At 73.3% G+C, this 21,927-nt stretch carries 18 protein-coding genes; 6 read left to right on the forward strand and 12 right to left on the reverse strand.

The annotated features are described in order from the left end of the window. Positions 1–335 precede the first annotated feature (335 nt). The 6 genes from IH61_RS0125025 to IH61_RS0125050 all read left to right on the forward strand — a co-directional run bounded on the left by IH61_RS0125025 (position 336) and on the right by IH61_RS0125050 (position 7,339). Complete coding sequence (locus IH61_RS0125025) at positions 336–1,223, forward strand: FAD binding domain-containing protein (RefSeq protein ID WP_031073596.1); 888 nt, start codon at positions 336–338, stop codon at positions 1,221–1,223. Further along, on the forward strand, positions 1,220–1,711 hold the full coding sequence (locus IH61_RS0125030) for a (2Fe-2S)-binding protein (protein ID WP_031073598.1): 492 nt from the start codon (positions 1,220–1,222) through the stop codon (positions 1,709–1,711). The genes IH61_RS0125025 and IH61_RS0125030 overlap by 4 nt, the downstream gene beginning before the upstream one ends. A 29-nt stretch (positions 1,712–1,740) precedes the next feature. After that, positions 1,741–4,074, forward strand: coding sequence for a xanthine dehydrogenase subunit D (gene pucD, locus IH61_RS0125035; protein ID WP_031073599.1), 2,334 nt, complete (start codon positions 1,741–1,743; stop codon positions 4,072–4,074). 165 nt (positions 4,075–4,239) lie between these two features. Continuing rightward, the gene (locus IH61_RS0125040) at positions 4,240–5,649 is read left to right on the forward strand and encodes an NCS2 family permease (protein ID WP_051837912.1); all 1,410 of its coding nucleotides are present in this window, start codon (positions 4,240–4,242) and stop codon (positions 5,647–5,649) included. A 106-nt stretch (positions 5,650–5,755) separates the two neighbouring features. Continuing rightward, the gene (locus IH61_RS0125045) at positions 5,756–6,937 is read left to right on the forward strand and encodes an XdhC family protein (protein ID WP_031073603.1); all 1,182 of its coding nucleotides are present in this window, start codon (positions 5,756–5,758) and stop codon (positions 6,935–6,937) included. An 84-nt stretch (positions 6,938–7,021) separates the two neighbouring features. Beyond that, positions 7,022–7,339 (forward strand): hypothetical protein, encoded by a 318-nt coding sequence (locus IH61_RS0125050; protein WP_031073605.1) that lies wholly within the window; start codon positions 7,022–7,024, stop codon positions 7,337–7,339. Here the strand turns inward: IH61_RS0125050 and IH61_RS0125055 are convergent. The 12 genes from IH61_RS0125055 to IH61_RS0125110 all read right to left on the reverse strand — a co-directional run bounded on the left by IH61_RS0125055 (position 7,320) and on the right by IH61_RS0125110 (position 21,826). Further along, on the reverse strand, positions 7,320–7,940 hold the full coding sequence (locus tag IH61_RS0125055; RefSeq protein ID WP_031073607.1) for a LysE family translocator: 621 nt from the start codon (positions 7,938–7,940) through the stop codon (positions 7,320–7,322). The two genes, IH61_RS0125050 and IH61_RS0125055, sit on opposite strands and share 20 nt — an antisense overlap. A gap of 132 nt (positions 7,941–8,072) precedes the next feature. Next, a complete protein-coding gene (locus IH61_RS0125060) occupies positions 8,073–8,783 on the reverse strand; it encodes a hypothetical protein (protein ID WP_234327324.1) in 711 nt (236 codons plus the stop codon). Between the two features lie 97 nt (positions 8,784–8,880). Then, the gene (locus tag IH61_RS0125065) at positions 8,881–10,605 is read right to left on the reverse strand and encodes an SDR family oxidoreductase (RefSeq protein WP_031073611.1); all 1,725 of its coding nucleotides are present in this window, start codon (positions 10,603–10,605) and stop codon (positions 8,881–8,883) included. Further along, on the reverse strand, positions 10,602–11,522 hold the full coding sequence (locus tag IH61_RS0125070; RefSeq protein ID WP_051837913.1) for a M24 family metallopeptidase: 921 nt from the start codon (positions 11,520–11,522) through the stop codon (positions 10,602–10,604). Before IH61_RS0125070 ends, IH61_RS0125065 begins: the two co-directional genes overlap by 4 nt. A 12-nt stretch (positions 11,523–11,534) precedes the next feature. After that, positions 11,535–12,623 carry a PDR/VanB family oxidoreductase gene (locus tag IH61_RS0125075; RefSeq protein ID WP_031073615.1) on the reverse strand — a complete coding sequence of 363 codons (1,089 nt, stop codon included), beginning with the start codon at positions 12,621–12,623 and terminating at the stop codon, positions 11,535–11,537. A gap of 173 nt (positions 12,624–12,796) precedes the next feature. Continuing rightward, entirely contained in the window at positions 12,797–13,711 is a 915-nt protein-coding gene (locus tag IH61_RS0125080; RefSeq protein ID WP_031073617.1) for a metal-dependent hydrolase, read from the reverse strand. A 235-nt stretch (positions 13,712–13,946) separates the two neighbouring features. Then, entirely contained in the window at positions 13,947–14,726 is a 780-nt protein-coding gene (locus tag IH61_RS0125085) for an IclR family transcriptional regulator (protein WP_051837914.1), read from the reverse strand. A 280-nt stretch (positions 14,727–15,006) separates the two neighbouring features. Then, positions 15,007–16,467 (reverse strand): catalase, encoded by a 1,461-nt coding sequence (locus tag IH61_RS0125090; protein WP_031073621.1) that lies wholly within the window; start codon positions 16,465–16,467, stop codon positions 15,007–15,009. 109 nt (positions 16,468–16,576) lie between these two features. Then, positions 16,577–17,806 carry an allantoicase gene (gene alc, locus IH61_RS0125095; RefSeq protein ID WP_051837915.1) on the reverse strand — a complete coding sequence of 410 codons (1,230 nt, stop codon included), beginning with the start codon at positions 17,804–17,806 and terminating at the stop codon, positions 16,577–16,579. 9 nt (positions 17,807–17,815) lie between these two features. Next, positions 17,816–19,216 (reverse strand): allantoinase AllB, encoded by a 1,401-nt coding sequence (gene allB / locus IH61_RS0125100; RefSeq protein WP_031073625.1) that lies wholly within the window; start codon positions 19,214–19,216, stop codon positions 17,816–17,818. Between the two features lie 245 nt (positions 19,217–19,461). Further along, positions 19,462–20,604 (reverse strand): glycerate kinase, encoded by a 1,143-nt coding sequence (locus IH61_RS0125105; RefSeq protein ID WP_037973328.1) that lies wholly within the window; start codon positions 20,602–20,604, stop codon positions 19,462–19,464. Between the two features lie 334 nt (positions 20,605–20,938). Further along, positions 20,939–21,826, reverse strand: coding sequence for a 2-hydroxy-3-oxopropionate reductase (locus tag IH61_RS0125110; RefSeq protein ID WP_031073630.1), 888 nt, complete (start codon positions 21,824–21,826; stop codon positions 20,939–20,941). Positions 21,827–21,927: the final 101 nt, after the last annotated feature.

A 21,927-nucleotide genomic window follows, 5' to 3' on the forward strand; every position in this document is an offset into this window, starting at 1 on the left:
CCTTAGGGACGGGCTGGGGGGTGGGGGTGGGGTGGGCCGGCGTGGGGGTGGGGTGCCAGTGTGCCCGATCGTCCCGGGCCGGGGTAGGCGGGCGACGCGCCGCCGGATCACCGGTCCATGGCCCCGTCGTTACGGCCGGATTACGGTCGTAGGTGGTACCCGGAGAACGTCCGCGCCGCGGCAGACGTGCCGCTTAGAGGAACGTACAGGATGCCGGGCCCGACCACAGCCGGGGCTTCATACATCCGGTGACTGCCAGTGGGCCGCGTCACAGCGGTTCACTGGGCGACACGCCTCCGGAGCCCCGGCGGGCGAGAACTTGAGGAGACACCCGTATGGAGTTCCTTCGGCCCGCCACCTGGGACGAGGCGCTCGCGGCGAAGGCCGCTCACCCGGGCGCGACGGCGATCTCGGGCGGCACGGACGTGATGGTCGAGCTGAACTTCGACGTGCACCGGCCGACCGCGATCCTCGACCTGAACCGCGTCACCGAGCTCACCGAGTGGTCCGTCGAGGCGGACGTCGTGCGCCTGGGCGCCGCCGTCCCGTACGCCAGGATCATCGAGGAGCTGTCCGGGCCGCTGCCCGGGCTGGCGCTCGCGGCCCACACCGTGGGCTCGCCTCAGATCCGCAACCGCGGCAGCGTCGGCGGCAACCTGGGCGCCGCCTCCCCGGCCGGCGACTCGCACCCGGCGCTGCTCGCGGCCGGGCGGGACGTGTACGTCGAGGCGGCCTCGGTGCGCGGCACCCGGCTCATCCCGATCGACGACTTCTACGTCGGCGTGAAGCGCAACAGCCTGGAGCCCGACGAGCTGATCAGGGCGGTGCGCATCCCCGTCGCCGACGGCCCGCAGCAGTTCTCGAAGATCGGCACCCGCAACGCGATGGTCATCGCGGTCTGCGCGTTCGGCTTCGCCCTGCACCCCAAGGACGGGACGGTCGGCACGGGCATCGGCTCGGCCGCCCCCACCCCGCGCCGCGCCGTCGAGGCCGAGGAGTACCTGGCCGGCGTCCTCGCCGAGCGCGGGCTCTGGGCCAGCGGCGCCCTGCTGGGCCCCGAGGTGGTCCGGCGCTTCGGGGAGCTGGTCAGGGCCGCCGCCTCCCCCATCGACGACGTCCGGGGCACCGCCGAGTACCGGCGCCACGCGCTGGCCGTCATGGCCCGGCGCACCCTCACCTGGTGCTGGAACGACTACCGCAAGCAGATTGGGAGCGCGGCATGAGGGTCACGTTCACCGCCAACGGCAGGCCCGTCGAGGCCGACGACGTGTGGGAGGGCGAGAGCCTGCTGTACGTGCTGCGCGAGCGCGTCGGGCTGCCCGGGTCGAAGAACGCGTGCGAGCAGGGCGAGTGCGGCTCCTGCACCGTCTACCTGGACGGCGTGCCGGTCTGCTCCTGCCTGGTCGCGGCCGGACAGGTGCAGGGCCGCGAGGTGCGCACCGTCGAGGGGCTGGCCGGCGAGGACGGCGAACTCGGCCTCGTCCAGCAGGCGTTCGTGGACGCCGGGGCCGTGCAGTGCGGCTTCTGCACCCCGGGACTGCTGGTGCAGACCGACGCGCTGCTGGAGCAGGACGCCCAGCCGAGCGACGACGACATCCGCGAGGCGCTGTCGGGCAACCTGTGCCGCTGCACCGGCTACGAGAAGATCATGGACGCGGTGCGGCTCGCCTCGGCCCGCAAGTGCGCCGGGGACACCGGGAGTTCGAAGTGAGCGCGCGCAGCCTCCAGGGCCAGAAGAACCTGCAGAACATCCACCAGGCGGCCGGGGACGGCATCGGCGGCTCGCCGCTGCGCCCGGACGGGACGCTCAAGGTGCGCGGCGAGTTCGCGTACTCCTCCGACCTGTGGCACGAGGACATGCTCTGGGGCACGGCCCTGCGCTCGCCCCACCCCCGGGCCAACATCCTGTCCGTGGACGTCTCCGAGGCGCTGAAGGTGCCCGGGGTGTACGCGGTGCTCACCCACGAGGACATCCCCGGCGCCAAGTACTACGGCCTGGAGATCGCCGACCAGCCCGTGCTGGCGATCGACAAGGTCCGCTACCACGGTGAGGCGATCGCGCTGGTCGCCGCGGACCACCCGGAGACGGCCCGGCGGGCGGTGGCGAAGATCGCCGTCGAGTACGAGGTGCTCGACCCGATCGTCACCGAGGAGCAGTGCCTGCGCCCGGAGACCTACGGGTACGTGCACGAGCCCCACGAGTACAAGTCCCACGCGTACGGCAACATCTGCCACGAGCAGCACCTCGTCTCGGGCCTCGGCGTCACCGACGAGGTGCGGGCCCTGGCGGACGTCGTGGTCAGCGGGGACTACGAGGTCGGCATGCAGGACCAGGCGTTCCTGGGCCCCGAGTCGGGCCTGGCCGTGCCGGCCGAGGACGGCGGCGTCGACCTGTACATCGCCACCCAGTGGCTGCACGTGGACCGCCAGCAGATGGCCCCGGTGCTCGGCCTGCCGGAGGAGAAGGTCCGCCTGACCCTGGCCGGGGTGGGCGGGGCCTTCGGCGGCCGCGAGGACCTGTCGATGCAGATCCACGCCTGCCTGCTGGCGCTGCACACCGGCAAGCCCGTCAAGATCGTCTACTCCCGGGACGAGTCCTTCTTCGGCCACGTCCACCGCCACCCGGCGCGGATGCACTACGAGCACGGCGCCACCCGCGACGGCAAACTCGTCTACGCGGACTGCCGGATCGTGCTGGACGGCGGCGCGTACGCCTCCGCCTCGCCGGCCGTGGTCGGCAATGCGGCCTCGCTCGGGCACGGGCCGTACGTCATCCCGAACGTGCGGATGCACGCGATCGCGCTCTACAGCAACAACCCCTCCTGCGGGGCGATGCGCGGCTTCGGCGCGGTGCAGGCGGCCTTCGGCTACGAGTCGCAGATGGACAAGCTGGCGGCCGAACTCGGCATGGACCCGGTCGAGTTGAGGCAGCTCAACGCCGTCACCCAGGGCGACCGGATGCCGACCGGGCAGGAGATCGACGCGCCCGCGCCGGTGGCCGAACTGCTGCGCCGCGTCAAGGACATGCCGCTGCCTCCGCCGCTGGACACGGATCACCCGGACGTGCGGCGGCTGCCCGGCGCGCTCTCCAACACCTCGCACGGCGAGGGCATCGTGCGCGGGGTCGGGTACTCCGTCGGCATCAAGAACGTCGGCTTCTCCGAGGGCTTCGACGACTACTCCACCGCCCGGGTGCGGCTGGAGGTGATCGGCGGCGAGCCCGTCGCCCTGGTGCACACCGCGATGGCCGAGGTCGGGCAGGGCGGCGTCACCGTGCACGCGCAGATCGCCCGCACCGAGCTGGGCGTCGAGCGGGTCACCATCCACCCCGCCAACACCGAGGTGGGGTCCGCCGGTTCGACCTCCGCCTCGCGCCAGACGTACATGACCGGCGGCGCGGTGAAGCTGGCCGCCGAGGCGGTGCGGCACGAGCTGATCGACAAGGGGCGCCGGCGCTACGGCTGGACGCAGCAGGACCTCTCGCTGGCCGGCGGCAAGGTCGTCTCGGCGAGCGCGGGCGTGCTCACCTCCGTCGTGGACCTGCTCGGGGACGAGGCGATCGACCTCACCCGCGAGCACCACCACCGGCCCACCGAACCGTTCGACAAGGTCACCGGGCAGGGCTTCGGCCACGTCCAGTACACCTTCTGCGCCAACCGCGCCGTCGTCGACGTGGACGTGGAGCTGGGCCTGGTCAAGGTCGTCGAACTGACCGCCGTCCAGGACGTCGGCCGGGCGCTCAACCCGCTCTCCGTCGTCGGCCAGATCCAGGGCGGCTGCACGCAGGCGCTCGGGCTCGCGGTGATGGAGGAGATCATCGTGAAGGACGGCAAGGTGCGCAACGCCTCCTTCACCGACTACCTGATCCCCACCATCCTGGACACCCCGCCGATCCCGGTGGAGATCCTCGAACTGCCCGACCCCCACGCGCCGTACGGGCTGCGCGGGGTCGGCGAGGCGCCGACCGTCTCGGCGACGCCCTCGATCGTGGCGGCGATCCGCAACGCCACCGGTCTGGCCCTGAACCGGATTCCCGTCCGGCCGGAGCACCTGACCACCGAACAGCCCGGCTAGCGCCGGGAGTTGCCGTCGCCGTGCGCCCACGCCGGGGCGCGCGGCGGCGCTACCACTACCCCCACCCATCGTGAGTCGAAGCGTCCCCCTGCACCGCCGTCCCGAGTTGACGAGCCGTCAGGTCGGCTCGCCCACCCCAACCCCCATTGACACTTGGGAGTGGACATGACCCGGATACCCACCGGAGCTCTGGACGCCTATTTCAAGATCTCCGCCCGGGGATCGACCCTCGCCGGTGAACTGCGCGGTGGAATCACCACGTTCATGGCGATGGCCTACATCATCCTGCTCAACCCGCTCATCCTCGGCGGCGCCGACGTCACCGGCGCCAAGCTCGACCACGCCGCGCTGACCACCGCCACCGCCTTCGCCGCCGCCGTGACCACCCTCCTGATGGGCCTGGTCGGCAACGTGCCGCTGGCGCTGGCCGCCGGACTGTCCGTCTCCGGCGCCGTCTCCGCGCTCGTCGTGCCGCACACCACCTGGCCGCAGGCCATGGGCCTGTGCGTGATCTACGGGCTGCTGATCGTGCTGCTGGTGGTCTCCGGACTGCGCGAGAGGATCATGAACGGCATCCCGATGCCGCTCAAGCACGCCATCACCATCGGCATCGGCCTGTTCGTCACCGTCATCGGCCTCTACAAGGCCGGGTTCGTGCACACGGGCGGGCCCACCCCGCTCTCCCTCGGCCCCGCCGGGGAGCTGACCGGCTGGCCGGTGCTGGTCTTCTGCGCCACCCTGCTGGCGATCTTCGTGCTGATGGCACGCGGCGTCCGGGGCGCGATCCTGCTCGGCATCGCCGGCGGGACGGTGCTCGCCGTGGCCGTCAACAAGCTGGCCCACGTGCCCGCCCCGGAGTGGAAGAGCTCCGTGCCCGTATGGCCGGGAAGTCCGGTCTCCGCGCCCGACTTCGGCCTCTTCGGCCACATCGACCTGTTCGGCGCCTTCGGCGCGCAGGGCATGGGCGCGATCAGCGCCTCCGTCGCCGTGTTCACCCTCGTCCTCGCCGGGTTCTTCGACGCCATGGCCACCATCATCGGCGTCGGCACCGAGGCCGGGCTCGCGGACGAGCGCGGCCGGATGCCCGGCCTCTCCCGGGCGCTGCTCGTCGACGGCGCCGGCGGCGCGGTCGGGGGCCTCGCGGGCTCCTCCGGACAGACGGTGTTCGTCGAATCCGCGACCGGCGTCGGCGACGGCGCCCGCACCGGGCTCGCCTCCGTCGTCACCGGCTCGCTGTTCGCGCTGATGCTGTTCTTCTCGCCGCTGGCCGGGATCGTCCCCGTGGAGGTCGCCTCGGCGGCGCTGGTGGTGATCGGCGCGATGATGATGAGCCAGGCCCGGCACATCGACTGGTCGGACCGGGACGTCGCCGTCCCGGCCTTCCTGACCTGCGTGCTGATGCCGTTCACGTACAGCATCACGGCGGGCGTGGCGGCCGGGGTCGTCTCGTACACGGTGATCAAGGCCGGGCGGGGGCGGTGGCGCGAGCCCGGGGTGCTGATGTGGGTGCTGACCGTCGTCTTCGTCGGGTACTTCGCGCTGACGCCCGTGAAGGTGTGGCTGGGGGTCCACTGACCGCCCTTGATCGTTTCCGCCACCGGCACCCGCCGCCGTACGGGATCGTTTCCCGTACGGCGGCGCCCCCGCTACTGTCGACCATGTGTGAGGAGAGCGGTACGCCATGCAGGACATCGCCGAGCAGGTACGGGCCTGGCACGCGGCCGGGCGCACCTTCGCCGTGGCCACCGTCGTCGGCGTGACGGGCAGCGCCCCGCGCGACCCCGGGGCGGCGCTGGCCGTCGACGCGGACGGCGAGGCCGTCGGCAGCGTCTCCGGCGGATGCGTGGAGGGCGCGGTGTACGAGCTGTGCCGGGCGGCCATCGAGAGCGGCGAGCCGGTGCTCGAGCGCTTCGGGTACAGCGACGAGGACGCCTTCGCCGTCGGGCTGACCTGCGGCGGCGTACTGGACGTGTTCGTGCAGCCCGTCGTCCCCGGCGCCGACGCCGCCCTGGACACGGGCCTCGCGCTCATCGCCGACGGCGAGCCCGTCGCCCTCGCCCGCGTCATCGCCGGGCCCGGCGACCTCGTCGGCGCCGCCCTGGCCGTCACCGCCAGCGGGCAGCACGGGGCGCTGGCGGTCGGGCCGTCCACCGTCGGCGCGCTCGAGCGGGCCATCGCCGCCGAGGCCCGCGCCATGCTGGACGCCGGGCGCACCGGGCGGATCGTCCTCGGCCTGGACGGGCGGCCCTGCGACGAGCACGGGCACGGCACCGTCACCTGCTTCGTCGAGTCCTACGTGCCCGCGCCCAGGATGCTGGTCTTCGGCGCGATCGACTTCGCCGCCTCGGTGGCGCGGATCGGCACCTTCCTCGGCTACCGGGTCACCGTCTGCGACGCCCGTCCCGTCTTCGCGACGAAACGGCGCTTCCCGGACGCGGACGAGGTGGTCGTCGACTGGCCGCACCGCTACCTGGACTCCCAGCTCGGCCGGATCGACGGACGCACCGTGCTGTGCGTGCTCACCCACGACGCCAAGTTCGACATCCCGCTGCTGGAACGCGCCCTGCGGCTGCCCGTCGGCTACGTCGGGGCCATGGGCTCGCGGCGCACCCACCGGGAACGGCTCGCCAAGCTGCGCGAGGCCGGGCTCACCGAGGCCGAACTGGCGCGGCTGCGCTCCCCCATCGGCCTCGACCTGGGCGCGCGCACCCCGGAGGAGACGGCCGTCTCCGTCGCCGCCGAGATCGTCGCCCACCGGCGCGGCGGCAGCTGCCTGCCGCTGAGCGCGGGCGAGGGGCCGATCCACCACGACGCCGCGCAACCCGCCGAGGAGGGTGCGGCGTCCGGGGCGCACGCCGCCTGAGCGGCGTCACGTTGCACGGCCACCGCAGCGGCGGGAGGCTGGAGTGGCGGACTCGCCCCGAGCCCGGGGAAGGAGCAGGGGATCATGCGTGCCCTGCTGGAGGTCGACCTCGACACGGAGACCTCGAACAAGCTCATCAAGGACGGCACGGCCGGCTCGGTCATCCAACAGATCCTCGGCCAACTCAAGCCCGAGGCTTCCTATTTCCTCGCCCGCAACGGCCGTCGCTCGATGGTGCTGATCGTCGACCTGACGGACGAGCCGTCCGTCGTCACCACCTGCGAGCCGTTCTGGGTGCAACTCGGCGCCGAGATCGCGCTGTACCCGTGCATGAACACCGACGACCTGGCCGAGGGGCTGAAGCGGCTTGCGGAGGCCGCCGCTAGTCCAGCGCCAGCCTGACGCCGAGAGCCATCACGACCGTGCCGGTCACCCGGTCCATCAGGCGCCGGGCGGCCGGGCGGCGCAGCCAGCCGCCCAGCGCCCGGGCGAAGGCGACCAGGACGGCCGACCACAGCACGCCCTCCACGACATGGACGCAGGTCAGCGCCACGCCGGCGGCGAAGTGCGGCACCCCGGCCGGGATGAACTGCGGCAGCACCGCCACGTAGAAGACCCCCACCTTGGGATTGAGCAGGTTGGAGACCGTACCGCGCCGCCACCCGTACCCGAACCCGCCCTCCGCCGGACCGCCCTCCTCGGCCTGCGCCCCGCCGGAACGGCTGCGCAGCAGGCCCACACCGATCCACACCAGATAGGCCGCCCCGGCCCACCGCAGGATCTCGTACGCCACCTGTGAGGCGGTCAGCAGCGCCGTCACCCCCGCCGAGGTGAGCGTCCCCCAGAGCAGGCAGCCGGTCTGCACGCCGAGCACCACCCCCCACGCCTGCCGCCGGTGCCCCAGCGCGGAGGTGCGCAGGATCAGCGCGGTGTCGATCCCGGGGGTGAGGGTGAACAGCCCCACGACGAGGGCGAAGGACCACAGAGCCGTTGTCATCTCCATGAGCCGCGATCCTTCCACACCCCCGGAGGGGACGATCGGTCGGCGGTCACGCGCTCCTCGCCACCGGCCCGCCGACCGCCGGCGGGGGTTGGTGGTTGGGGGCTGGGGGGCTGGGGCTGGGGGCTACCGGGGCTACTGGGCCTGGCAGCCGCGCTGCCAGTTCCAGCCGATGAAAGAGTGGCGGAGCTGGACGTCGAAGGTGCAGCTGTAGGTGAGGTCGGGGTTGAGGGTGAGGTAGGTGTGGTGGGTGTTGGCGTACCAGTCGCCGCTGGTGTCGAAGATGCCCTTGTAGGTGAAGTCGGCGTGGGCCTGGGTGTTCACGGTGGCGCAGTCGGTGGTGCAGTCGCTGCCGGCGGTGGCGGACTTGAGCGACCATCCGGCGTTCCAGGGCTCGCGGTTGAAGCCCTGGGTGGCGGTGGTGGCGGCGGTGGTGATGCGGCCGTCGGCGGCGGTCCAGTCCGAGGTGGTGTAGAGGCCCGTCATGCGGATGTTGCAGCAGTCGTACATCTCGTTGGCGCTGGTGATCCGGCGGGCGGACGTCAGCGACTCGGCGGCCGGCGACTTGGCCGCCGGCGACTTGGCGGCCGAGGGCTTGGCGCCCGGGGTGTAGGTGACCGGGGTGTAGGTGACCGGGCCCTCGTGGGCGGTGCAGTCGGCGCCGATGGTGATCGTCTGGCGGACGGTCTGGCCGGCGGGCGGCACCGGCAGCTTGCCGGTGAGCTTCACCGCGCCGCAGTCGCGGGCGCTCGGCGTGCCCGCCGCGGGGGCCGCGACGGCTGCCGGGGCCGTCGCCATGAGCAGGCCGGACACACCGAGCGCTACCGCTACCAGACGCTTGTTCACTGTCTCTGTTCCCCTCGTCGGTTACCTGCCGGTAGAGCGTACGGGTGGGGCCCGTGTGCTCCGAGGGGTTTGGCAGGTTCCTGCAACTGCCGGGGGTTCAGGTGATGTTGAGGCGGGCGGCCAGGCGCAGCAGGCCCGGGCTGAGGCGGCTCAGGAAGCGGGCGGCCTTGGCCTCGGGGGTGACGGGGACGACGGGCTTCCCGGTGCGCACGGCGCCCACGATCGCGGCGGCGACCTTCTCCGGCGGGAAGCCGCGGCGGGCGTAGAGCTTGGCGGCACGGGCCTGCTTGGCGGCCTGTTCGGTGGCGGTGGTGGCGGAGAAGGTGGAGGTACGGGTGATGTTGGTGTTGACGATGCCGGGGCAGATGGTGGAGACGCCGATGCCGTGCTCGACGAACTCCGCGCGCAGGCAGTCGGAGAGCATGAAGACGGCGGCCTTGCTGGTGGCGTAGGCGGTGAGCGCCTTGGAGGGCAGGTAGGCGGCGGCCGAGGACACGTTGACGAGGTGGCCGCCCCGGCCGCGGTCGGCCATCAGGCTGCCGAAGGCGCGGCAGCCGTGGATGACGCCCCACAGGTTGACGTCCAGGACGCGCTGCCACTCCTTCTCGGTGGTCTGCAGGAAGGTGCCGGAGTGGCCGATGCCGGCGTTGTTGACCATCACGTCGGGCACGCCGTGCTCGGCGGCGACCTGCTGGGCGAAGGCGTCCATCGCGGCGCCGTCGGAGACGTCCACCCGGTAGGCGTGGGCCTGCGGGCCGATCAGCGAGGCGAGTTCGGCGGTGCGCTCGGCGGCGGGAAGGTCGAGGTCGCAGACCACGACGCGGGCGCCCTCCTCGGCGAAGGCGAGGGCGGTGGCCCGTCCGATGCCGCTGCCGCCTCCGGTGACGACGACCAGGCGGCCGTCGTTCTCGGGTGAACTTCCCTGCTCGATACGGGCGGTGAACTCGCGGACCAGGTCGGCCACGGTGGCTCCCTTCTCCAGCAGCGCCGACCAGTGGCCGGCGTGCAGCGTGCGTCGCGTCAGGTTCGGCACCCAGCGTTCGAGCCCCTCGGAGAGGAAGGGCGCGACGTAGCGGTCCCGGGTGAGGGTGATCAGCTGGACGGGCACCTCGGTGGGCCGCTCGCGCGGACTGCCCAGCGTGGGGCGGAAGTTGGCGCGGTACAGCTCGATTCCGCGCACGGCGTCGCGGCGCAGGGTGGGCTGCGGGTGGCCGGCGCGCGGGGTGACGTGCTCCAGGTCGCGCAGCACCCTCGGCCAGGCGCGGGCCAGGCCCAGGCGCCAGATGCCGGGGGCGAGGTAGGGCAGGTGGAAGGCGGTGATGTACCAGGAGTGCAGGCCCTGGTGGAGGAGTTGGCGCAGGTGGCGAGGGGTGGGGCGGCGCAGGCGGCGGCGCAGCCAGTGGCCCATGTGGTCCAGGCTCGGGCCGGACATGGTGGTGTAGGAGGCGATCCGGCTCTCGGCGCCGGGCGAGGTGACGGCCTCCCAGGACTGGATGGAGCCCCAGTCGTGGGCGAGCAGGTGCACCGGGCGGTCGGGGCTGACGGCGTCGGCGACGGCGAACAGGTCGTCGGCGAGGTGCTCCAGGCGGTAGCCGTCCCGGCCTGCGGGGGCGGCGGACTCACCGGCGCCGCGGACGTCGTAGCGCACCACGTGGTGGTCGCGGGCGAGGTCGGCGGCGATCTCGTCCCAGACGACGTGGGTGTCGGGGTAGCCGTGGACGAGCAGGACGGTGGGGGCGTCCGGGTCGCCCTGCTCGAAGACGGCCAGGGGCAGGCCCCCGGAGTGGACGGTCCGGCGGCGGACGGGCGGCGTGCTGCTCATCGGGCGGGCTCCTCGGCCTCGACGGTGGGGTCGCTGGTGTTCGCCCCGGCGTCGGTACCCGTGTCGGTGCCGGTACCCGTGTCGGTGCCGGTGCCGGTCCAGCGGCGGACGTGCGGGAGGTCGTCGTCGAGCCAGTAGGCGTCGTCCTCGGTGACCACCAGCAGTTCCTCGAACTTGATGCCCACGCCGCGGAATCCGATGTGCGGCTCGACCGCCCACAGGCCCGGGGTGGGGGCGTGCCGGGAGGAGCGGCCGTCCGCCCACAGCGGTGAACGGCCGTGCAGGCGCTCGGAGATGAGCTCGCGGCCGAGGGTCTGGAGGGTGCGCACGCCGAAGCCGAACACGTTCACCCCGGCCGGGCCGCGGGCGGTGTTGCGGGTCACCTGGTGGCCGATCACCCGGCCCGGGTACACCTGGTGGCGGTTGTCGTAGCCGTGGGCGGCGATCTGGGCGTCCACGGCGGCGTACACCTCGTTCAGCGGCTTGCGGGCGCGGACCTCGGCGAGGATCAGCTCGCGGTAGACCTCCAGGTCGGCGGCGAGGCGGTCCCAGACCCTGTTCTCGCCGACCTTGCCGCCGTAGCCGATGTCGGCGGTGTAGCCGTCCACGACCGGGGCGCAGTCCAGGACGTACGGCATGCCCTCCTCCAGGCGGCGGTTGCCGGCGAAGAACTGAAGCGGGGTGTGGAAGTGGCGGAACGCCGTACGGTCGCCGAACCAGGCGAAGGGGACGTGGAAGAAGTCCTGCACCCCGGCGCCGACCAGGCGGCGGCGCAGCTCGGCGGTGGCCTGGCGCTCGGTGACGCCGGGCTCGATCCACGCGGCGACCTGTTCGGCGCAGTGGTAGGCGAGTTGCTGGGTCTCGCGGAAGCGGGCGAGGTCGCGCTCGGTGTAGCGGAAGGCGGGGGTCGCTGCCATCGGGGGCTCCTTCTAGAGGTCGAGGACGAGGGTCTCGCCCTCGGCGGCCCGGGAGACGCAGGGCAGCAGGGCGCCGGCCTCGCGGCGGTCGGGGGTGAGGCGGCGGTCGCGGTGCTCGGGGGTGCCGGACAGGACGCGGACCTCGCAGGTGCCGCAGAAGCCCTGGTGGCAGGAGTACGGCAGGTCCGGGCGCCGCTCGCGCAGCACGTCCAGGGCGGAGCGGTCGGCGGGGACGTCGAGGGTCGGACCGTCCGTGCCGAGGCGCACGGCGAAGGGCGCGCCGTCGGTGACCGGGGCGGCGCCGAAGCGCTCGAAGTGCAGGGAGGCGGCCGGGGACTCGTCCAGGGCGCCCTGGACGGCGGCGAGCATCGGGGCCGGTCCGCAGCAGTAGACGGCGGCGCCGCGCGGGGCGTGGGCGAGCAGCTCCGCGCCGGTCGGGACGCCGCCGTGCTCGTCGTCGGTGCGCAGCAGGACGCGGCGGGGGTCGAGGGCGCGCAGCTCGTCGGCGTACGGGAGGGTGTCGGCGCTGCGGCCGACGTGGACGAGGCGCCAGTCGAGGCCGTGGCGCTGCGCCTCGCGGGCCATGGGCAGCAGCGGAGTGATGCCGATGCCGCCGGCGAGGAGGAGGACGGCGGGTTCGGCGCAGAACGCGAAGCCGTTGCGGGGGCGGCGGGCGGTGATCCGGCTGCCGGGGTGGAGGGCGTCGTGGACCTCGACGGAGCCTCCGCCGCCGCCCGGCAGGCGGCGTACGGCGATGCGGTAGGCCGCGTGGTCGGCCGGGTCGCCGCTGAGGGAGTAGTGGCGCTCGCGGCCGGAGGGCAGGGCCAGGCGGAGGTGGGCGCCGGGCTGCCAGTGGGGCAGGGGACCTCCGGAGGGGTCGGCGAGCGTCAGCTCGACGACGTCGGTGGCGAGGGCGCGGCGGCCGGTGACGACGAGTTGCAGCGGCGGGGTGGGGCGGCTGTACGGGCGGCGCGGGTTGCGGCGCAGGAGGGGGGAGCCGAGGGCGGGGCTGTAGCGGTCGGCGAAGGCCGTGAGCCGGCGCATGAAGGTGTCGGCGCGGGGGCGGCCGTAGAGGTCGGGGGGCGGGGTGAGCAGGTCCATCCGGGAGGGTCCTTGGGGGGTGGGTGGGGTCGGGGCGACAGGTTTCAGCGGACGGATTTCAGATGTCAGCGAACAGATTTCGTCAGCTGACACCTGTTCGCTGTCATCTGTTCTCTGTCAGCTGTCATCTGCCCGCTGTCCGCTGTTCGCTGTCCGTCGTTCGCCGACGGCTGTCAGCGCCCGGCGGCGGCGCGGGCGGCCGGGGAGGTGGCGAGGTAGCCGATGGCCTGGCTGGAGGACCCCTCCTGGGTGGGGTGGTAGCCGGGGCGAAGGTAGCGCAGCCCGGAGCGCACCGAGCGGATCGGGTCGGGCAGGAGCCCGCGGCGGGCGATGCGGCCGGCCTCGCGCCAGGTGGGCCTGAGCCGCCCGTGCAGGGTCGGGTCCGCGGCGAGGAGGAAGCGGGCGCCGCGCACCCACAGGTGCACGAGCAGCGGCCCGGAGACCATCATCCCCCGCACGCGGCGCACGTAGCCCGGGTCGAGGTGGACCAGCAGGTCGAAGGCAACGCTGCGGTGCTCGACCTCCTCGGCGCCGTGCCAGCGCAGCAGGTCGAGCATCGTCGGGTCGGCCTGCGCCCGGTCCAGGCCCGGCGAGTTGAGGGCCCAGTCGCCGAGGAAGGCGGTGAAGTGCTCGATGGCCGCGATGAAGGCGACCCGCTCGATGACGTTCTCGCGCCGCCGCCGGGCCGACAGCCCGGGCTTGTCCCCGAGGACGCGCTGGAAGAGCCAGGCGACCTGGCGCACGTACGGGCGCGGGTCGAGCCCCTGGCCGAGCATGTGGTCGAGGACCTCCTGGTGCGCCTCGGCGTGGATCGCCTCCTGCCCGATGAAGCCGAGGACCTCCTCGCGCAGCTCCTCGTCCCGGATGAGCGGCAGCGCCTCCTTGAACACCCTGACGAACCAGCGCTCGCCCTCGGGCAGCAGCAGGTGCAGGACGTTGATGACGTGGGTGGCCATGGGCTCGTCGGGAATCCAGTGGAGCGGCAGCTGGGCCCAGTCGAAGCGGACGTCCCGGGGTTCGAGCACGAGGCTGTCGTGCACGCGCGCGGCAGGGGCGGCGAGGGCGGGGACGGGGGTGGTTCGGGGCATGGGAGGCCCTCCTGACCTGGGGGCGACGGCTCGGCTCAGGGCAACGTACTCGCGGGTAGCTCACGGAACAAGGGTTTCGACCACTCTTATCGACATCGAGTCTAATAAGTACCCCGGGGCGCCCGCGTCAATCGATCGGAAACGAAAGGTCCGCGCACGCGAGCGCAACAGAACAGAACGCAAACGGACCCCGCCGGACGGAAAACGTCCGGACAGGGTCCGTCGAGGACAGTCCTCAGACCGCCATCGCCAGCATCAGCGGCGCCGCCCGGGCCGCCAGCAGTTCGGCGGCGGCCTTGAGCTTGTGCAGGTTGTCCACCGGCATCGAGGTGGCCAGACAGCCGACCGTGCTGCCCGCCGTGATCGGCACGGCCGCGCACACCGTGCCCAGGGCGTACTCCTGGAGGTCCAGCACCGGCACGGTGGCGGGCTGCCGCTCCAGCCGGTGCATCAGCTGGTCGGCGTCGGTGACGGTGCGGGAGGTGAGCCGGGCCACGGGGTGGCGGGAGAGGTGGTCGCGCAGGGCGTCGGCGTCGAGCTGGCCGAGCAGGCACTTGCCGATCGCACTGGCGTGCGCGGTGGCCCGGAAGTCCACCCACTCCTGGACGGCGGGCGCGTGGTCGGCGGCCGAGACGGCCTCCACCGACAACTCCCCGTCGTGGTACCGGCTGAAGTAGACGGCCGCACCCAACTCATCGCGCAGCTCGGCGAGTTTGCGGTTGAGGCGGGCCTTGACCAGCTGCTCCCGGTTGTACTGCCCCAGCAGCGCGAAGGTGCCACCGAGCACCCAACCGCCGTCCTGGCACTGGAGGTAGCCCTCGACCTCCAGCAGTTCGGCGAGCCGACGCACGGTGGGCAGGCCGAGCGAGGTCTCCCGGGCGAGGGCGACCAGCGTCGCACCGTCCGGGTGCCGGTCGACCGCCTCCAGCAGTCTGAGGGCGTACCGCAGGGAGGTGAACGGGCCGTTGAGGCCCTGGTCCAGCGCGGCGTGACGACCCGTGGCAGGTGTCGACATGTCGTCCCCTTCCGATGTCCCCCACGGAGCGACCGCGGGCACCCTCCAGCCTATCGAGCGCGACGGCCCGGCAACTGCCGTCCGTGAATATCGGTGAACATTCCGTGCAGCCGCCGCATCACCCGCGAAAATGCCCCGGCCGAACGGGGGCCGAACCGGGCCGAACCGGGCCGAACCGGGCCGAACGGGGGCCGACCCGCGCCGAAGGGACCGCGCCGAAGGGACCGCGGGGGACGGCCGCCGGGGACGCAGACGCCCGGCGGCCGCCTCCAGGGGAGCGTCAGTCCTCGTCGCCCGCACGGAGCTTGGCGACCGCGGCCTCCAGCCGGGCGCCGTACTCCGCGTCGGCGGCCCGGAAGTGGGCAAGGTTCCGCTCGACGATGTCGTCACGGGAGACCTGCGACAGGAAGCCCGCGATGTTGCCGATCAGACGGCCCTTCTCCCCCTCGGACATCAGCCGGTACAGCTCGCCGGCCTGGAAGAAGTCGTCGTCCTTGCTGTGCGCCGGGGTGGCGAAGGTGCCGGTGTGACCCTCCACCCGGACGGGGGCGGCCAGCGGGGAGTCGGTCTGGGCGGGCCCGTCGAAGGAGTTGGGCTCGTAGTTCTTCTCCCGGCCGCCCCTGTTGAGCGCGCCCAGGCCGTCGCGGCCGTAGGTGCGGGCCTCGGTGGCGCGCGGGGCGTTGACCGGAAGCTGGGTGTGGTTCACGCCGAGGCGGTAGCGCTGGGCGTCGGCGTAGGCGAACAGCCGGCCCTGGAGCATCTTGTCCGGGGAGGGGCCGATGCCGGGCACGAAGTTGTTCGGCGAGAACGCCGCCTGCTCGACCTCGGCGAAGACGTTCTCCGGGTTGCGGTTGAGCACCAGGCGGCCGACCTTGACCAGCGGGTGGTCGGCGTGCGGCCACACCTTGGTGAGGTCGAAGGGGTTGAAGCGGTAGTCGGCGGCCTCGGCGACGGGCATCAGCTGGACGTACAGCGTCCAGGACGGGAACACCCCGCGCTCGATGGCCTGGTGGAGGTCGCGCTGGTGGGAGTCGGCATCGGCGCCGAGCACCTCGGCGGCCTGCTCCCCGTCCAGGGAGCGGACGCCCTGGTTGGTCTTGAAGTGGTACTTCACCCAGTACGCCTCGCCCTCGGCGTTGACCCACTGGTAGGTGTGCGAGCCGTAGCCGTTCATGTGCCGGTAGGAGGCGGGGATGCCGCGGTCCCCGAAGAGCCAGGTGATCTGGTGGGTGGAGGCGGGCGAGTGGGCCCAGAAGTCCCAGACGTTGTCCGCCTCCTGGACGCCGGTGTAGGGGTCGCGCTTCTGCGAGTGGATGAAGTCGGGGAACTTGACCGGGTCCTTGATGAAGAACACCGGGGTGTTGTTGCCGACGAGGTCGTAGTTGCCGTCCTCGGTGTAGAACTTCACCGCGAAGCCGCGCGGGTCGCGCACCGCGTCGCCGGCGCCGAGGTTGCCCGCCACCGTGGAGAAGCGCAGGAACACCTCGGTGCGCTTGCCGACCTCGGACAGGAAGGCCGCGCGGGTGTACGGCGACACCTCGTCCGTGACCTCGAAGTAGCCGTAGGCGCCGGAGCCTCGGGCGTGCACGACGCGCTCCGGGATGCGCTCGCGGTTGAACCGGGCCAGCTTCTCCAGCAGGTGCTGGTCCTGGATCAGCAGCGGTCCGTACTCGCCGGCCGAGGCCGAGTTCTGGTTGTCGGCGACGGGCGCGCCGGACTCCGTGGTCAGGATCTTGGACATGGAGGGTCCTTCGGATGTCGATACAGGCGGTGCGTGGAGGGGGAGTTGGCGAGACATCGGCACGTCGACACATCGACGAAGAGGCTCGGATGCTCGGAGGCCCAGATGTTCAGAGGCCCAGCAGGCCCGCCGCCGCCTCGCGGGCGGTGGGCGCCAGCGCCGCGAGGGCCCGCGCGGCCGCGTCGCCCTGCGCCAACGGACGGGCGGCGGTGAGCGCGGCGGCGTCCTCGCCGGTCAGTCCGGCCCCGGTGAGGGCGGCGCGGGCCTCGGCGGCGGGGAGGGCGTCGAACCAGCGCAGGGCGAGTGCCGCACGGCCGGGCCCGGTGAGGCGGCCGGTGAGCCGCAGGCGGGCGAGCCCGCCGTCCGGGTGGACGTTGATCCGCACGTGGGTGACCGGACGGCCCGCGGGCAGCCGGAAGCGGTGCCGGGTGTCGGGCTGGAGGCGGGTGCGGGGCAGGAGTTCGAACCAGTCGCCCTCCGCCGGGCTGCGCCCGGTCGAGGCGTCGAAGCCGATCAGGTCGGCCCAGCCGGGGGCGTTGGCGACGAAGTGGGAGGTGTCCACCTCGGCGGCCAGGACCTCACCGCCCCCGGCCAGGGCGATCTGCACCCAGTCGTTGGCCTTGTCGCGCCGACGCCGGGTCTCCCAGCCGTCGCCCATGACGGTGGCGCGACCGGGAGCGTTCAGGTTGTGCGGGGAGGAGAAGTAGCGGTCGGAGGCGGCCTCGGCGACACCGCCGTACTCCTGGGCGGCCAGGTCGAAGGTGAGGCCGTCCAGTTCGCGCGGGTCGGGCAGCACCTCGCCGTGCACCCGCAGCCGGGCGACGCCGCCGTCCGGGTAGATGCAGAGCCGCACATGGGTGTAGCGGGTGTCGTCGGCGACGGCGAACTCGTGGGCGGTGTCGCCGCGCAGGGGGGTGCGCGGCACGAGGACGGTCCAGTCTGCGGCCCGCGCCTCCTCGGGCGAGGGGTGGCCGGGAATGGACGCGGCCTCGACGACGGCGCTCTCGGGGTAGTTGCCGGTGAAGTGCGCGGTGTCGACGATCACGCCGCGGATCACACCGGCGGCGCCGAGCCGCACGATCGCCCAGTCGTGGTCCTCGTCGGTGGGGTGCGGCTGCTCGGCGGAGACGCCGCGGCGGCGCTTGGACTCCCAGCCGTCCATGATCTGGCCCTTGTGGCCGAAGGTGTGCGGGCGGAACTCGGCCGGCTTCGCGACCAGCAGGTTCTCGGCGTCCGCGAAGGTGTCCTCGTTGGTGGCGACGACGCCCGCGCCGAGCAGCCGGGAGGCCAGGTTGACCAGCTCGGTGAACGGAGCGTTCGTGGTGTCGGCGGTGGTCACTGACTCTCCTCAGGAGGTTTGGGGGTCAAGGGAGTTGGCGGGGCGGGTGAGCATCCGGCCGAAGGGCTGGGCGCCGGGGCCGGTGTCGACCGCCCGGCCGCGCAGCCAGGTGGTGCGCACGGCGCCGCCCAACGTCCGCCCCGCGTACGGGGTGACGGGGTTGCGGTGGTGCAACACGTGGGCCCGGACGGCGAATTCAGCCTCGGGGTCGAAGGCGACCAGATCGGCGTCGCGGCCGACCGCGATGGCGCCCTTCACGGCGGACAGGCCCGCCAGTTCGGCCGGCCCCGCGGACATCCAGCGCACCACCTCGGCCAGGGTGTGGCCGCGTCGGCGGGCCTCCGTCCAGACGGCGGGCAGGCCCAGTTGCAGGGAGGCGATGCCGCCCCAGGCGGCGGCGAAGTCCCCGCTGCCGCCGTACTCGGGCAGCAGCTTGAGGTCGGGGGTGGAGGGCGAGTGGTCGGAGACGACGGCGGTGAACTCCCCGTCGGCCAGGGCCTGCCAGAGCGCGTCGCGGTTGGACTCGTCGCGGATCGGCGGACAGCACTTGAAGGCGGTGTCGCCGTCCGGGACCTGTTCGGCGGCGAGGGTCAGGTAGTGGGGGCAGGTCTCGGCGCTCACCCGGACGCCCTCCTCGCGGGCCCGGCGCAGCAGCGGCAGGACAGCGGCGGAGGAGACGTGCAGGACGTGCACCCGGGCGCCGGTGCGCCGGGCGGCCTCCAGCAGGCGGGCGACGGCGCCGGTCTCCGCCTCGGCGGGGCGGGAGGCGAGGAAGTCCCGGTAGCGGCCGCCGGGTTGCTGCGGTGCGGCGGCGAGCACGGCCGGGTCCTCGGCGTGGATGATCGCCAGTGCGCCGATCCTGGCCTGCTCGGCGAGCGCGGCCTCGAGGTCGTGCGGTTCGACGTGCGGGAACTCGTCGACGCCGGAGGGGGCGAGGAAGCTCTTGAAGCCGAACACGCCCGCGTGGTGCAGGGGTTCGAGGTCGGCGGTGTTGCCGGGGATCGCGCCGCCCCAGAAGCCGAGGTCGACGAAGCTTCGCCCCTCGGCCGCCTTGCGTTTGAGGGCGAGCGCCTCGACGGTGACGGTGGGCGGGATCGAGTTGAGGGGCATGTCGACGATGGTGGTGACGCCTCCGGCGGCGGCGGCTCGGGTGGCGCTGGCGAAACCCTCCCACTCGGTGCGGCCGGGTTCGTTGACGTGCACGTGGGTGTCGACCAGTCCGGGCAGCAGGGCGGTGGAGCCGAGGTCGATGAGCTGCGCCGGGTGGTCGGCGGTCCGGTCGACGGCCAGGGAGCCGTGGGCGGCGATCCGGGCGATGCGCCCGTCCCGGACCAGGACGTCCGCGGGGCGCTCGCCCTCGGGCAGGACCACCCTCAGGGAGCGGATCACCACGGGCGAACTGACAGGCATGGGGGCCTCCGATACCAGGACGGGGGTGCGCGGGAGGGAGGGGGGAGGGAGGGGATGGATGGGGGAGGAAGGAAACGGGCACGCCGAACAGCGCCGGGTGACAGGGCCGTTGGGGCCGTCGACGGGCGAATCGGAGCGGGTTGGAATCGGGATGGAACCGAAGGATTGCCGGGAGCCTAGGCCCGCCTTCAACAAAACGTCAATGGAGGAACGTACGAGGGTCCGGGCCTCGGACGGGGAGGTGTTCAGCGCATCAGCAGCTCGGCCGCCAGCCGCTCCCCCGCCGCCTCGGCGAGCTCACCGGCCCTGGTCAGGCTGTCCCCCGGCTCCTCGGCCAGGTCGGTCAGCGCGATCGCGGCGGCGAAGCCCGCCGAACGCCACTCGGCCTCGGACAGCTCCAGCCTCCCCGCCACCGCCGCCACCCGGATCCCCGCCCGGGCGGCGGCGGCAGCGACCCCGGCGGGAGCCTTGCCGTGGAGCGTCTGGGCGTCCAGACAGCCCTCGCCGGTGACGACGAGGCGTGCCCCCCGCACGGCCGCGTCGAAGCCCAGCAGCTCGAGCAGCAGCTCGATGCCGGGCCGCATGGTGGCGCCCAGCAGGGCGAGGGCGGCGAAGCCCACCCCGCCCGCGGCCCCGGCGCCGGGGGCCTCCCGGACGTCGTGCCCGGTCAGCGCGGCGACCTGGTCGGCGAAGCGCGTCAGCCCTTCCTCCAGGACGGCCAGCTCCTCCCCGTCGGCGCCCTTCTGCGGTCCGTAGACGGCGGCCGCGCCTCGCGGGCCGAGCAGCGGGTTGTCCACGTCGCAGGCGACGACGATCTCCGCACCGGCCAGCACCACGGCGAGCGGGCCGGGGTCGATCGCGGCCAGGCGGCGCAACGCCTCTCCCCCGAAGGGCAGTTCGACGCCCTCGGCGTCGCGCAGCCGGACCCCGAGGGCCTGCAGCATGCCGGCCCCGCCGTCCGTGCTCGCACTGCCCCCCAGGCCCAGCACGATCCGCTTGGCGCCCTGGGCGAGCGCCCGGCCGATCAGCTGGCCGACGCCGTAGGACCCGGCGGTGAGCGGGGCGGTACGGCCGCCGGGGAGCCGGGCGAGGCCGCACGCCTGGGCCAGTTCGACCACGGCGGTGTCCCCGAGGACGGCGAGCGCCGCATCCACCGGCAGCCCGGTCGGCCCGGCCACCTTGACGGGGACGCGGGCGAACCCGGCCGCCAGCGCGGCGGCCAGGGTGCCCTCGCCGCCGTCGGCGACGGGCAGTTCGCGCACCTCGGTGCCGGGCGCGGCGCGGCGGATGCCGGCGGCGATCCGGGCGGCGGCCTCGGCGCCCTCCAGGGTGCCCTTGAACTTGTCGGGAGCTACGACCACATGACCCTGGTGGCGGGTGACGGGCATGGCGCGGTCCTCACTTCCGTACGGTCTGGCGGTGGTTCGTCGGCGTGCCCCTGATCGTGCCGTGGGTCGGGCCCCGGGTCCAGCCCCGGTCCGGCCCGCGGGGCGCACGCGCCCGGCATCGGCCCGGACGGCCCGAACGGCCCGGCATCAGCCCGGACGCGGCCCCCGCCGCCACGTTGGATCGACCGGCGGACGGGCGGATGAGCCCCGGCCCGTCCGCCGGTCGGGTCCTGCCCTCCTGGCGGCGCGGGCACGACCGGATGGGTACACGCCGCCAGGAGGAGCCTGTGGTGTTCACGCGATTACGCGGCCACGCGATTACGCGCTTACGCGGCTACGCGACCTCGCGACCCGAGAGCCGCTCGACGCCGCGCAGCAGGGCGGAGTGGTCGAGCGAGCCGTCGCCGTTGGCGCGGGCGGAGGCGACGAGCTGGGCGACCACGGCGCCGACCGGCAGCGCGGCGCCCACGGCGCGGGCGGCGTCGGTGACGATGCCCATGTCCTTGTGGTGCAGGTCGATCCGGAAGCCGGGGGCGAACTCGCGCTTGAGCATGTTCTCGCGCTTGCGGTTGAGCACGGTGGACCCGGCCAGGCCCCCGCCGAGCACGTCCAGGGCGGCGGAGAGGTCCACGCCCGCGTTCTCCAGGAACACCACGGCTTCGGCGAGCACCTGGATGTTGACGGCGACGATCAGCTGGTTGGCGGCCTTGACGGTCTGCCCGGCGCCGGAGGGGCCGACGTGGACGACGGTGGTGCCCAGCGCGTCGAACAGCGGCTTCGCCTCGGCGAAGTCGGCCGCCTCGCCGCCGACCATGATCGACAGGACGGCCTCGACGGCGCCTGCCTCGCCGCCGGAGACCGGGGCGTCCAGGGTGCGCACGCCCTTCTCGGCGGCGGCCCTGCCGACCTTGATCGAGGTCTGCGGGGTGATCGAGGACATGTCGATCACCAGGGCGCCCGGGCGGACGTTCTCCAGGACGCCGCCCTCGCCGAGGATGACGGCCTCCACGTGCGGGTCGGCCGGGACCATGGTGATGACGACCTCGGCGTCCGCCACCGCCTCGGCGATACTGCCGGCTCCCTGGCCGCCGGCCGCGACCACGGCTTCGACGGAGGCCGGGGAGAGGTCGAACCCGGTCACCCGGTGACCGGCCTTGAGGAGGTTGACGGCCATGGGCCTGCCCATGATGCCGAGGCCGACGAAGGCGATCTTGCGGCTCATCGCGTGGTTCCTTACGTGAGGGAGGGGGTGGCGGTGTCCCGGCTACGTCGCTGGGTCCCGGCTATGGGGCTCGGTCCCGGCTGTGTGGACTCGGTCCCGGC

The organism is Streptomyces sp. NRRL WC-3742 (assembly GCF_000720635.1).
Lineage (GTDB): Bacteria > Actinomycetota > Actinomycetes > Streptomycetales > Streptomycetaceae > Kitasatospora.